Annotated in this window: 11 protein-coding genes; 3 read left to right on the top strand and 8 right to left on the bottom strand. The window is 66.8% G+C overall.

The features are described from left to right. Window positions 1-257 precede the first annotated feature (257 nt). Window positions 258-1,640 (top strand): hypothetical protein, encoded by a 1,383-nt coding sequence (locus tag ITJ57_RS15480; RefSeq protein ID WP_194670943.1) that lies wholly within the window; start codon window positions 258-260, stop codon window positions 1,638-1,640. A 73-nt stretch (window positions 1,641-1,713) separates the two neighbouring features. Here the strand turns inward: ITJ57_RS15480 and ITJ57_RS15475 are convergent, their stop codons facing one another. From ITJ57_RS15475 to ITJ57_RS15440, 8 genes are all read right to left on the bottom strand, one after another. Further along, complete coding sequence (locus tag ITJ57_RS15475) at window positions 1,714-2,817, bottom strand: glycosyltransferase (RefSeq protein ID WP_194670942.1); 1,104 nt, start codon at window positions 2,815-2,817, stop codon at window positions 1,714-1,716. Beyond that, window positions 2,814-3,713 carry a glycosyltransferase family 2 protein gene (locus ITJ57_RS15470; RefSeq protein ID WP_194670941.1) on the bottom strand — a complete coding sequence of 300 codons (900 nt, stop codon included), beginning with the start codon at window positions 3,711-3,713 and terminating at the stop codon, window positions 2,814-2,816. Before ITJ57_RS15470 ends, ITJ57_RS15475 begins: the two co-directional genes overlap by 4 nt. Continuing rightward, complete coding sequence (locus ITJ57_RS15465; protein ID WP_194670940.1) at window positions 3,713-4,666, bottom strand: glycosyltransferase family 1 protein; 954 nt, start codon at window positions 4,664-4,666, stop codon at window positions 3,713-3,715. The genes ITJ57_RS15470 and ITJ57_RS15465 overlap by 1 nt, the downstream gene beginning before the upstream one ends. Then, on the bottom strand, window positions 4,663-5,808 hold the full coding sequence (locus ITJ57_RS15460) for a glycosyltransferase (protein WP_194670939.1): 1,146 nt from the start codon (window positions 5,806-5,808) through the stop codon (window positions 4,663-4,665). The genes ITJ57_RS15465 and ITJ57_RS15460 overlap by 4 nt, the downstream gene beginning before the upstream one ends. Then, on the bottom strand, window positions 5,808-7,316 hold the full coding sequence (locus ITJ57_RS15455) for a sugar transferase (protein WP_194670938.1): 1,509 nt from the start codon (window positions 7,314-7,316) through the stop codon (window positions 5,808-5,810). Before ITJ57_RS15455 ends, ITJ57_RS15460 begins: the two co-directional genes overlap by 1 nt. Window positions 7,317-7,494: 178 nt before the next feature. After that, complete coding sequence (locus tag ITJ57_RS15450) at window positions 7,495-8,481, bottom strand: hypothetical protein (protein WP_194670937.1); 987 nt, start codon at window positions 8,479-8,481, stop codon at window positions 7,495-7,497. After that, window positions 8,478-9,080: a low molecular weight phosphatase family protein gene (locus tag ITJ57_RS15445; protein WP_194670936.1), complete on the bottom strand. Its 603-nt coding sequence runs from the start codon at window positions 9,078-9,080 to the stop codon at window positions 8,478-8,480. Before ITJ57_RS15445 ends, ITJ57_RS15450 begins: the two co-directional genes overlap by 4 nt. Further along, window positions 9,077-10,459: a polysaccharide biosynthesis tyrosine autokinase gene (locus ITJ57_RS15440; protein WP_194670935.1), complete on the bottom strand. Its 1,383-nt coding sequence runs from the start codon at window positions 10,457-10,459 to the stop codon at window positions 9,077-9,079. The genes ITJ57_RS15445 and ITJ57_RS15440 overlap by 4 nt, the downstream gene beginning before the upstream one ends. A gap of 151 nt (window positions 10,460-10,610) precedes the next feature. Between ITJ57_RS15440 and ITJ57_RS19865 the strand changes: the two genes are divergently transcribed. Next, window positions 10,611-11,357: a CPBP family intramembrane glutamic endopeptidase gene (locus tag ITJ57_RS19865; RefSeq protein WP_194670934.1), complete on the top strand. Its 747-nt coding sequence runs from the start codon at window positions 10,611-10,613 to the stop codon at window positions 11,355-11,357. Window positions 11,358-11,908: 551 nt separating this feature from the next. Further along, a complete protein-coding gene (locus tag ITJ57_RS15430) occupies window positions 11,909-13,258 on the top strand; it encodes a DUF4012 domain-containing protein (protein WP_194670933.1) in 1,350 nt (449 codons plus the stop codon). The last annotated feature ends 52 nt before the right edge of the window (window positions 13,259-13,310 follow it).

The following is a 13,310-nucleotide window of genomic DNA, read 5'->3' as shown; positions in this document are numbered from 1 at the left end:
GCGTCGTCCTCACATCGCGAGAGCTCCGGAAGTGGCAGCCGACCCATACAAGATGCCTTTCAGGGCGAAGCGGGAACAAGTGGCGTGATCTCAGCGCTGTCCTGAGCGTGATGGTGCGCCTCAGCCTACCAAGGGGCCACATCGCTGAACGTCGCCGCACTCGTCCGGGATGCCTGTCATTCTGCGGGGTGTCATTCGTGCCCGCGACAGCGGAGAGAACTCTCGGGACCACTCGTCAGGTGAGTCATACTGGACCAGTGAACAATCGCGGGGTGGTCTGGGGGATCGGCGGTGCTATCGCTACGGCGGTTCTTGTGCTCGCATGTCTTCGTTTTCTCTCACCAGTGATCTCCTTGCTGCTCCTCGGGGCGGGACTGCTCATCGTGTGGGCACTTTTCAAACCACTGCAGGCGGCGTGCGTCCTCGCTTTCTTGACGGCGGCGTTCCCGAAAGCCGGGATCAAAGTCGACGGATTCCCGTTTCCTGTGTTCTTGTTCGGGCTCATCCTCGCCGTCGCGCTCGCCACGATCGCTCTCGGATGGAAGCGTCGCGCCCCGACGATGGACATCCTGCTGCTGATCTACCTGGTCTGGGTACTGTGCCGGGTGGTCGCCGTCGGGCTCCCGGCCGGTTTCTCACCTGCGTTCCAGCTGCTCGCCTGGTCTGCGATCCCAGTCGTCCTCCTCGTCATGACGACTCACCTCAAGGGAGACGGCACGCCCATCCGCAAGAGTTTGGAGCGTGGATTCCTCGTTGCCTGCGTGTACGCGCTCGTCCAGTTCGTCGGTGGGGTGGTCGAGACCGCGATTCCCGGCCTTTCCTACGCACTTGGCGATGACATCCTGGAAAAGAACAACGTCATCTACTCGAGCACCGTTGCCGACTTCTCGAAGATTCCGTCGACGTACCAGAACGGGAACATCTTTGGTCTGGCGGCTGCGGTGTTCTTCTCGGCCGCACTGCTGCGGATTGCGAAGAAGCAATCCAGTGTTCAGGACGTCGTCGTCCTCCTTGGTGCGCTCGCGGCGATCGCGCTCTCCGGCTCACGGACCGCCATTCTCGCGGCCGTCATCGTGACACTTGTCGTGTTCCTCCGTGGCGGAAGCCTGAGCCGCAAGCTGGCTATCTCTGCCGTGGCAGTGGGAGTCGTGATGACGGTGATCACCGTTCAGCCCGGCTTCATCGAGCGCTACTCGATCGACAATATCCTGGCATCGGGAGGTGCTGGCCGAAGTGACGTGTGGTCCATGGTGCTGTCACAGTTGACGCCACTTGAGTACTTCTTCGGGATGGCGACGTGGCGCACTCCGGCAGAGGGATTCATCGGAATGATGATGCAGATCGGCATCTTCGGGATGGTCCTGCTCATCACCATCATTGCGCGTTCCATCTCGCGTCGAAGCGGTATGTGGGTCGTCTGGTTGACGCTCGCCATCGGAGCGAGCATCGATTCAAGCTACATGCTCTTCCCCACGTGGTTCCTTCCCGCAGCGCTCGCGGCCGCAGCCGTGACGGCTCCTGTTCGCACTGATGAGGACCAGGCACATCCCGTCGACGCGCATCTTCCCTCGTCGGGCAGAGTGATCTTCGCATCTCGCAGAGCTCCCGCCGGCGTAGCTTCGGCGGAGTCCTCGGCCTGACAACCGACCGGAGTCACCTCGTAGAACGCTCGATGTGGGCGGCGGCTCGACCACGGTGCCGCCGTTTTGGAGACTAGATCGACGGTGCGAACAACCACCGGTCTGCGGCCAGCCGGCCGTCGACCTCAGGAAGATCGGCGAGTACAGCCGAGCGAGACCGACGAGAGCGCAAGGCGCCGGTGATCGCGCCGGCCAGTTCCGTGCGAGGAGCGTCTGGTGCCAGGACACGGTGTCCGTGGTCCTCCAGCCACCCTGCGATCCCTGTCTCCGTGCTCGCGACGATCTCCGTCCCAACGCTCAGACCCTCGACGATCGGTAGGCCGATCTGTTCCTTCCAGTTGGTGAAGGGCTGCGACAACAGCACGAGCACGTCGGCCTTGCGCTGGGCATCGAGGATCACCTCGCGGGAAGGATCGATGAGGATGGATGTGTGCGAGGCGGTCTTCGCCCAGGCGACGACCTCAGCCTCCAGCGGTCCTTTGCCGAGAATGTGCAAGGTGGCATCGGGTAGCTCGGCCAGCACGTCCGACCAGCTGCCCATGAGCTGTCGGATCCCCTTACGTTCGTCGAGCGCACCCACGAACAGCACCGTCGCGCCCGCTGCTGTCGCCGTCATGGCTGAAGCCGTCGGGTGTGCGGTGGGGAGACCCCAGATCAGCGTCGTCTCGGGTGAACCACCCTTCGTTCGAGCGCCGAGCAGTGCCGCGTAGTTCGCTTCGGCGTCTGCGGTACCGAAGGCCACGCGACTCAGCGACCGGTAACAGAACCCGACCGTCATGCGAAGCAGCGCGCGGGTCACCGCGACGGGCAGTCGGGTGCTCGCAGCGACCTTGCGCGGCAGGTCCGCGTTCTCGATCGCATACGTCACGAGCTGTGTCGGCCGACGATGCAACACCCGCCCGACCCGCGACGCCAGGGCGAGCACCAGGTTCTGGGGCAGAGCGCTCGGCGCGTACGGTTCGACGATCTCGAGCTTCGCGTACGTCCCCTTGAGGACGAGTACCGCGACCTGGAGGAACGAGGTCTGTTCGACTCTGGCACCTGCCGGGGCTCGCGAGACGTCGAAGTCGTACATCGGCTTCTGATAGAAGAAGTCGCCCGGCGTGCTGTCGTGGAGACGCTCGAGGTGGGTTGTGCGTGCACCGCGGTAGTACCGCGCAATGGGCCGCTGCGTCATCGTGGCCAGGACTCCTTCGTCACCCGTTCGAACGCGGGTTGTTCCGTTTCTCGCAGCCCATCGCGGTAGGCCAGCCAGATGTCCATGGCGAAGCGTACCCGTCGTGCGGCGAGCCGCTTGCCCACCCGAAGCACCGCTCGGATACCGGAGGCGACGAGGAAGGGACGGTGCCGAGCGGCTATCCGTCCGAGGCCGTAGGCAGAGTAGAGCTGGACGCGGTCGCCCGCGATGCTGTGCGAGGAGGAGACCGCATGGGCGACGGTTGCGCGCGGCGCGACCGCCAGCCGGAATCCTGCGGCGCGAGTGCGGTAACCGAACTCCACGTCCTCCCAGTACATGAAGAAGGTCTCGTCCAGCAGACCGACGGCTTCCAACAGCTGGCGGGAGACGAGGACGCAGGCCCAGGTCACGAAGTCCGGATGCGCCGAACCGGCGGTCTCGTCGATGCGCAGCGGGAAGCTGATGCGCGGACCGAGCGCCTGAGGCGACCCGTCCTCGTTCACGATCGCCGGGCCGACGATGCCCACGGTCGCGTCGCGCTCGAACTCCGCCAGCATGGTCGACACGGCGCCGGGGCTGAGCCTGGCATCGTTGTTGATGACCAGCACGAAGTCGACACCGGCTTCGAGTGCGTGTCGGAGTCCGACGTTCACGCCCGCCGAGAATCCGCCGTTCTCCGCGCGCTCGAGCAGGACGTGTTCAGGCGTCCCGGGAGTGCTGAGCGCTTGCCTCAACGTTCCATCGGACTCGTTGTCCACGATGACGATTCGGTTCAGCTCAGCGTCCTGCGCGAGCGAGGCGAGACACTCGGTCGTGTTGGACGCGTCGCGCCAGTTCAGGACGACCGCGGCGACCGTGTGCTTGGACGTGGCGGCTTCGTCGCGCTCTGCGACCATCAGCGTGCCCGGAGGGTGTTCGACACGAGCTCGGCCGTCCGCTCCCAGCTGTATGCCGCGGCGAGAGGAGCCGCGCTGGGGCGTTCCGACAGGACGCGCTCCATTGCTCCGGCCCACGCGACGTCGTCGTGTGCGTCACCGACCGGGAACCCCTGCTCGCTCGAAATCTCGGCGATCGACTCGCAGCCTTCCCAGAAGATCACCGGCGTGCCGCACGCGATGCTCTCGACCGCGGGGAGCCCGAAACCTTCGACCAGCGACGGGAAGACGGTCGCCACGGCGCCACGGTACAGCTCGGCGAGCTCCGGGTCCGTCAGTCCGCTGCGCACTTCGACCCGGTCGGCGACACCGAGCTCGGTGGCGCGACGCACCGCACCTTCGCGGTCGTTCATGACCACGACGAGTCTCGCGTCGGGGACGCGCGCCAGGGCTCGGAACACCACATCGACGTTCTTGTGTGCCCGCAGGTTCCCGACGTAGAGGAAGTAGGGAGCAGCGTCATCGGCGGTGGCCGAGGCGTCCCCCGGGTGGAACGCCTCGGACAAACCGTTCCCGGCGTTCACGACGCGGACGCGGTCGTCGTCCACCCACTCCTCGATCGCGCGTTTCGACGTCTCGGAGACGGTAAGTACGAGGCGGTTGCGGCGGATGATCGGGCGCAGGACGGTCGAGTAGTGCGCGAGGTAGACGGCGCGGCGACCGGTGGTGGGGTGTAGATGGATGAGGTCGTGCACGGTGACCACCTGCGGCGAACGCGCCAGGAACCCGTTGTAGCCGGGGGAGTAGATGGTCTCACCGGCCGGCGTGCGGCGCACCCGGAGGAAGTCCTGCGGGTCGGACGGCTTGCCGCCCACCTCGAGCGCCGACCATTCGACGCTCAGACGCGGGAGCACTTCGGACGCATAACGACCGATGCCGTGGACGCCGCTCCACCTGGTGTCGGCGAGGATCATGAGGCGACGGTCCGATCGGTACCACTGGCGGAGACAGGATGTCCGACCCAGTTCGTGAGCTTGGTGGCGAAGGCGGCCGATCCGAAGAGGGCGTTCACCCGGTCCTGCGCGGGTGCCATGTCGACGAGGAGCGCGCGTTCGACGGCCTCGCGCAGCGTCGCGTCGTCGAGCGTATCGACGACCACCCCGCCGTCGATGGCGAGCACGCTCTCGGAGGCCCCGCCCTCGGACAGCACGAGCGCCGGGGTGCCGAGCGCCATCGCCTCGACCGGCATGATGCCGAAGTCCTCGATCGCCGCGAACACGAGCAGGGAAGCGGCCTCGTACAGCGCGAACAGGAGTTCGTCACTCGGCCGCGTCATGATGATGACCGGCACCGATGCGGCGTCTGCGAGCGCCTGCAACTCGGCGTGCTGCGGGCCAGCGCCAGCCAGCACGACCGGCAGCCCGGCCAGCTCACCGGCTCGGATCGCGACGTCGAGACGCTTGTAGTCGACGAAGCGCGAGGCACCGAGGACGTAGTCCGTCGGAAGCGTCGAGAACAGATACGCGTCCTCGGTGCTCAGGCGATCGGCCCACGACGGGACGCTCTGCAGGTACTCGACGCGGACAGGCGGGTGGATGACCTCGGCCTCGACCCCCCAGGAGCGTTCCATCCGCTGCCGGATGTAGTCGCTGTTCGCGGCGAAGGTCGCGCCGTCCTGTGCACGCTTGCGGTCGACCCGGCGCAGCGCCGGTGCGAGGGCGCGAGCGGCGAGGTTCCCGCCACGGACGTCGAGTTCCGGAGCCCACAGGTAGCGGGCCGGCGTGTGCACGTAGACGAAGCGATCGGGACCGTCGGCGGGCTGTCTCCCTCCGGCGTGGTGCGCGAAGGCGTGTGAGCTGATGAGGACGAAGTCGGCGTGCGAGACGTCGGTGCGCGCCCAGGTGAGGGGCATGAATGGCAGGGCGGCCGCTTTGCTCCTGCGCAGGGGGGTGCGTGAGAGCCAGGACTCGCTCACCGCGTGGCCGGGGAAGCGGTCCGGGGCGTTGCTCCAGAGGCAGTGGATGTCGGCGTCGGGATAGGCGGCGGCCATCGCATCGACGACGTTCTCCGAGCCACCGTGGCGTTCGATCCACTCGTGGACGATGAGACCCGCCATCAGTGGGCTTCCTTGCCGGGCGCGACGACCGCCCGGATCGTGCGCCACAGGATGATGACGTCGCCCGTGAGGGACCAGTTCTCGACGTAGTACAGGTCGAGACGGATGGCGTCCTCCCAGCTGAGGGCGGAACGACCGCTGACCTGCCAGAGGCCGGTCATGCCGGGTTGCACGATGAGGCGACGTTTGGCTGCCGAGTCGTAGAGCGCGACCTCGCCCTCGCGCTGTGGGCGCGGGCCGACGAGGCTCATGTCGCCCCGGAAGACGTTGATGAGCTGCGGGAACTCGTCGAGCGAGAACTTCCGCAGGGTCGCGCCGACGCGGGTCAGGCGGGGGTCGTTCTGCACCTTGAAGAGCGGGCGGTCGCTGGTGCCCTGCTGCTCGAGGAGCGCGGCGAGCTCGGCGTCGGCGTTGACCCGCATGGAGCGGAACTTGAGCATGGGGAACGGCTCGCCGTTCAGGCCGATCCGTTCCTGTCGGTAGAGGACCGGACCTGGGCTCGTGAACTTCACGAGGAGTGCGACGACCAGCAGGATGGGGGAGGCGACGAGGAGGATCGCGCCGGAACCGAGGATGTCGAACGCGCGCTTCGAGAACCGCTTCCGGCCCTCGTAGCGCGGGGTCTCCACGTGGATGAGCGGCAGCCCGGCGACGGGTCGCGTGTGGATGCGTGGGCCGCCGACGTCGGTCAGGCTCGGGGCGACGATGAGGTGCTGGCGTCCGGGCTCGAGGCTCCAGCTCAACTCGCGCACCCGCACCGGTGTCAGCTCATCGGAGCTGGTGATGATGATCGTGTCGGCGCCCGTCACCGCGATCGCCTCGAGCACGGTGTCCACCGTGCCGGAGACGGGGATGCCGGTCTCGCCGAGGGTGCCGCCGATCTTGCCGGTCGGCACACATGCACCGACCACGCGGTAGCCGGCATCGGTGTTGCGGGTGAGTTCCTTCGCGATGTGCTCCGCGGAGTCGGCCGAGCCGACGAGGAGGACGAGTGATGCGTAGCGCCCGTGCGCACGCTGCACCGAGAGCCACTGGCGCCACATCCACCGCGAGAGGAGGAGGACGAGGATGCCGAGGGGGAACGCGAGGAGGAAGTAGCCGCGGGCCAGGTCGAGCTTCACCAGGAAGGCGATGATCGCGATGATGCCGAACAGTCGGATGCTCGCGTCGGCGATGAGCCGGTATTCGGCGTTGCCACTGCCGACCACGCGGTACTCGCGGGTGCCGAAGATGCGGAGGGTGACGAGCCACGCGACGATGAGCGTGATCGAGATGACCGTGTAGTTCACCACAACCCGGGCCATGTCGAAGCCGACGGATGTCGTCTCCTGGTCGAAGTCGAACCAGAACAGCTGGGTGCCGAACACGACCCAGATGAGGACGATCGCGTCGGTGACGGCGAGCCGGCGCGCGTAGACACGACGCCAATCGCGCGCGGCAGGGCGAGCCGGGTCGGGGGGAGTGCTCGCAGGCGTCGTTGGCAGCGGCACGGAAGGCTGCGACAACATGCGGTCTCCGTGGTGGGACACGTAATTACTACGGGTGACGAGGGAAGAGCTTCGTGGTTCGATACGCGGATGTATCCATCCTGTTGCTGAGGATAGCGGTCGAGGCAGCCGACATCTGTCCTCCTTTTAGCGATTGGCCCCCAGCCGGGGTCCCTGAGCTACAACTGTAGGGAAAACCCTAGCTCCAAGTCGCGCCTCCATCGGCCGAACGGTACAGCCGGTCGCCGACCCAGAGCCATGCGCCCTGCCCGGCGATCGTGAGCGCGGCGGGTGCCGACCCATCGGCTCCTTCGATGCATCCGACGAGCGGGGCGCTCGAGACTGCGGCCGGCACGCCGTTGATCGCCAGTGCACCGAGGCCGTTGCACCCTGGCACACCACGCGCGACGAACATCAGGCGGTCGCCCTCGGTCGCGAGGCCGTGTACGCCGGCATAGGGCGTCGTGCTCCATGCGCCAGCGGTTGGATCCCACTCCGCCATGACCGCGGCGCAAGCGGCCACGGTTCGATCGGTCCGTGCACTGATGACCTCGACAGCCGGACAGGGGAGGCCGACCCCTTGACCTGCGACGACGATCGAGGTTCCGTCTGGGGTCTCGTAGCCGACCTCGCCTGGAAGCGCTGCGTCCGGCGCCCAGGTGTCCCCGGCATCGGTGGAGGAGAACCCGCCGACAGCGCAGGCGTCGCCCGTGGCGCCGATGATCTCGAGTTCGCCCTCCTCGCCGGTCGTCAGGGTGAGTACCTGCCGGAGGTCGAAGGCGTTCGTCGCCAACGGCGTCCACGTGGTGCCGGCGTCGACGCTCCGCTCGACGACCGCGGGCGTGGAGGCACACGCGCCGGCGGTCGCACGCCACAGCGTCTGGCCGTCAATGGTTGTGATGAACCGCTTGCCGTCCGCCGCCGGCTCAGCCGTCGGCTCGGCCGATGCAACGGGCGCAGGCGCCGGCTGTGGAGTCGAGTTGAAGGTGACCAGCGGACGCGGTGTGCGTTCTGCGCTCGGCACCTGGTTCGCCGAGAGGGCGAGTCCGACGAGGATCACATCGACGATCAGGAACAGAGCGAGGCCCACGAGGACGAGCACCCGCTGGCTGGAACTCAGCGAGTCACGCCACCGTGATCGGCCCTTCGCGGAGCGGAAGGTCGAGCGGCCACGCTTCGTGCTCACCGTCGATCGCCCGACTGTGCCAAGCGGCTTGCGATGGTGTCGATGAAGCCTCGGATCTGCTCGCCGACCCGCTCGTACGTCTCGGTGCTGCGGCGGTACGGGTCTTCGATGTCGTCGTCCTCGGGGTTCTCGGGAGGCGGCACGAGCCCGCGTTCAGCGGCCACTTCCGCCACGAGCGCCCACAGATCATCCGCGGGTTCGGTCTCGGCCACGAGGCGAGCGAACTGTGGCACGGTGAACGTGGCCCGGGAGGCGCGGGGGAGCAGTCGGGCGACGTCGCTGCGGTGCGCTCTCGTCGCCGTGAGGATGAGATCGGCGTCGGCGACGATGTCGCGATCCAGCTGCCGCGGGACGTGGCCGCTCGGATCCCCTCCCAAGCGGCGGGACTGCTCGATGACCTCTGCGGGCATGACGAGCTCGGGCTCCATGCCCGTTCCGGCGCTCGACACGCGGATGAGGTGGCCGCCTGCGGTGACCCCTGCCTCGTCGAGTCGGGCGGTCAGCAGCTGAGCCCCGAGTGCGGAGCGGCAGATGTTGCCGGTGCAGACGAACAGGATCGAGAACGGACGCGTGCCCGTCGCCGTCGTGCCGTCGGTCACGCCTTCACATCCTCGGTGTAGCCGTAGCCGGCTCCGTACCCGTAGCGCGAATAGCCGTAGGCGTCGGGGCCCTTGGTCGGGACCATGGTCATGACGAGACCGGACACCGAGGCGTTGACGTGCGCGAGGGACTCGAGGGCGCCCTTCAACTGGTTCTTGTGCGTCCGGCCGGCGGCGACGATGACCAGCGCGCCGCCCGTGTGCCGGGCGAGGAGTGCGCCGTCGGTGACGGGGAGCAGTGGCGGTGCGTCGATGAGGACGTAGTCGAACTGCTTCTCGAGACCGGAGATGAGCTTCTGCATCACACTCGAGCCGAGCAGCTCGCTCGGGTTGGGGGGGATCGCGCCGGCGGGGAGGACGGTGAGCGCACCGCGGCCCCAAGGCTGCATGGTGTCCTCGAGCGTCGCCCGACGGATGAGGACATCGCTGAGCCCGACAGCGCCCTCGAGGTCGAAGTACGACGCGAGCTTCGGACGGCGGAGGTCCGCGTCGATGATGATGACGCGGTGACCGGCATCCGCCAGAGCGATCGCGAGGTTCGCCGCTGTCGTGCTCTTGCCCTCGCTCTGGATGGAGGAGGTGATGACGTAGCTGCGGGGCTGATCGCTGACGTCGAGGAACTGCAGGTTGGTGCGCAGGCTGCGGAACGACTCGGCGCGGGGGCTCTTCGGGTCGGCCTGGACGATGAGGGGGCGCTGTTTCGCCTTCGGGTCGAAGGCGATGCCGCCCATGAGCGGAATGTCGGTCAGCGACTCGACATCGCGTTCGTTGCGGATGCGCGTGTCGAGCGTTTCGCGGAGGACCGCGAACGCGATCCCGAGGGCAAGTCCGACCAGGACGCCCAGGGCGAGGTTCAGCGGCACGTTCGGACTGCCGGGCGCCGTCGGCACATTGGCCTCCTGCACGCGGGTCAGTTTCACCGGACTGGTTGCTCCGTCGTCCGTGCTCTCGATTTTCGCGACGACGCCGGTGAGGCTCTCGGCGGTGGTGTTGGCCAGCTCTGCCGCGAGCACCGGGTCCTCGCTCGTTGCGGTGATCTGGATGATCGTCGTGTCTGGCGTCGCGACGGCGGACACCTGCCCACCCAGTTGTCCGACCGTGATGTTGAGCTCGAGAGCCGCGATGACGGGCTGCAGGACGATCGGCGTGCTCACCAGGTTGACGTAGGTCTTCACACGCTGCTGCGAGTAGGTGTTGCCCTGGGCGAGGTCGGAGACGTTGTCGCTCGACTGCGTGGACACGAACACCTTTGCCGAGGAGCTGTATTCGGGAGTCTTGGCGAGCGAGTATGCAGCTGCGGCGGCGACACCGACCAGAGCAAGAGCGACAATGAGCGCCCAATACTTGCGAAGGACACGGAGGTAGTCACTGAGCTCCACGCGGTGGCTTCCGATCGATGAGGAGGAGAGCGGTTCGCCCTGCTGCCAAGGCGTGCCCCGAACAGGGCGTTGGGAGCCATGCTGCCATAAACCGACGCCTGTTCCCGAGCGGCCGTGTCATGAAGGTGATCGATTGCCGTAGTTTGCTCTCGTGACGAACCCAGGTGAACCGACCCAGCACGATGATCAGCCCATCGCGAGATCACGACTCGTCATCGCGTCGATCGGGTTCGTTGCGACGGTGATCCTCGTGCTGGCGTTCCCCGCCGGTGTTCGGATCCCCGGGCCGTTCTCCCCGCTGAGCGGCTACCTGCTCGTCTGGCTGCCGCTCCTAGTGACGCTGCTCGTCGTCGGGCTCACGCCGCGATGGCGCCTGGTGACGTCGGCGGTCCGTTGGAGCATCCGGCCCATCGACCTCCTGTGGGGCGCGGCCGCCGGATTCGTGCTCCGGATCGCGGTGAGTTCCCTCGAGATCCTCTTCTACGGCGGGCTGCCGGCGACGGCCGGCGGTGCCGTCCCGTTGGACACCGTCGATCAGGTGATGTTCTTCATCGTCGCCCTCCTCGCCGCGGTCGCGCTCGCTCCGATCATCGAGGAGCTGTTCTTCCGCGGACTCGTCCTGCCCTCGGTGATCGGAACGCTTCGGGGCGGTCGCTGGATCGCTGTCGTGATCAGCGGTCTGCTCTTCGCGATCCTGCACCTCCTCGTCGTGACCACCGTCGCCCAGGCGATCGTCGTCGGGGTCGGAACCCTACTCGTTGGCCTGGCCGCGGGGAGCTTGGCCGTCGTGACTGGTCGACTCGGCCCGGCGATCGTCACGCACGTCGTTTTCAACACGTCGATCCTCGCTCTCGGTCTTACCGCCGTGACCGGTGGTACCGGCGTCGTGATTGAATAACCCCCATGCCGGCACCCGAACCCGACAATCGTCGTTCATCCTCCTCAAGCTCCTCCCGATCCTCGTCGCGGAGTCGCCGAAGCACGAATGCTCGTTCGCGTGCCCGCCGCCGGGAAAATGCAGACCCGGAGCGCCTCCGCGCACGCCGTCGTCGGACGGCCCTCATCGTGTCGGGTGTGCTCGTCCTGCTTCTTGCTGCCGTCGCATGGATCGGTGTTCGCGCGTTCCTCGCGAAGGGGGAGTTGGAGGCCGCAGTGCCCCTCGCCCAGCAGGTCCGGGAGCAGGTCCTCGCCGGAGACGCCCCTGCCGCTGGGAAGACCGCCCGTGAGCTCGCCTCGCATGCGCGTGAGGCTGCGGCGCTGACGAGCGACCCCATCTGGCGCGCTGCCGAGATCGTGCCGTGGATCGGACCCAACCTCTCGGCCGTGCGCAACCTTGCCGGTGCGACCGACGAGGTCGCCGTCGGAGCCATCTCGCCGCTCGTCAACCTCTCCGGTTCTCTTCGTCCCGACCTCTTCAAGCCGGTCGACGGCGCGGTGCCACTGCAGCCGATGATCGACGCGCAGCAGGACGTCCGTTCCGCCGACGATGCCCTGGAGAGCGCTGCTCAGCGCGTCCGCGGCATCGACCAGTCCTCGCTGATCAGCCAGGTGTCTGCAGCCGTCGATCAGCTCGGGCCGGTGCTCACAGAGACGGCGGACACGGTCGACGCTGCACGCCGCGCGATCGACCTCCTCCCGGCGATGCTCGGTGCGAATGGCCCGCGCAACTACCTGATCATGTTCCAGAACCCGGCCGAGCCACGCGCGGGCGGCGGCAACCCCGGAGCCCTCGCGCTCATCGGAACCGACGGGGGTCGGATCTCGCTCCTTCAGCAGGCGACGTCAGGCGACTTCCCTCGGTTCCCCGAGCCCGTCCTGCCGCTGACCACTGAGACCGCAGGCATTTACGGCAATATCACGGGGCGTTTCATCCAGGACGTCACACTCACCCCCCGGTTCGACGTTTCGGCTGAACTCGCATCGGAGATGTGGTTCCAGCGGTTCGGGACGCGAGCCGACGGCGTGCTTAGCATCGACCCGGTCGCCCTGGGGTATCTTTTGGCGGCAACCGGTCCAATCGACCTGCCGTCGGGTGACCAACTGACGGCTGAGAATGCGGCGGACCTGTTGCTCAACCAGGTCTACCAGCGATACCCGGCTGGAGCGGAACAGGACGCCTTCTTCGCCGCAGCGTCTGCCGCGGTCTTCACCCGCATCTCAACGGGGAACTTCGATGCCACGAAGCTGGTGGAAGCACTCGCGAAGGCGGGCGACGAGCGCCGGGTACTGGTGTGGAACGCGTCTGAGGAGGAGCAGCTCCTCCTCGCCGATACGAGCCTGACCGACATGCTCCCGACGAAGGAGCAGCAGGCGGACGCCTTCGGGGTCTACATCAACGACGCGACCGGCAGCAAGATGGGCTACTACCTCGACGTGCAGACGGAGAGTGGCATAGCACAGTGTGGTTCCGGGGGACAGGTCCTCGGATTGCGTCTGAAGTTTACGAACACGGCGCCGGCGGATGCTGCGACGTCGTTGAGTGACTACATCACGGGTGCAGGCATCTATGGGGTCACGCCAGGGAACTTCAACTTCAAAGTCGCGGTCTACTCGCCGCCAGGGTCGTACACCGAGGGAATTCAGCGTGATGGTGCGGATCTCCCGGTGCAGCCGGCGCTGGATGGCGACTTCCCGCTGTCACAGTTCCGACTCGAGTTGGCCCCCGGTGAGAGCACGACGATCGACGTCGCGGTCTCCACCTCCGGCGTGTCGAAGCAGCCATTTGTCGTCTCGACCCCCAAACTTCATCTTTTCGAAACACAACAACTGGCGCTTACCTGCGAATTTGCCGTACAGTGATGCGTGTTGTCGGATTTGAACCGTTTTCGGGGGGCTTCGGATACGACGCAAT

Source organism: Plantibacter sp. VKM Ac-2880, assembly GCF_015351235.1.
GTDB lineage: Bacteria > Actinomycetota > Actinomycetes > Actinomycetales > Microbacteriaceae > Plantibacter.
Note: the sequence above shows the minus strand (reverse complement) of the source record. Positions and strands in the feature narration are given on the sequence as shown.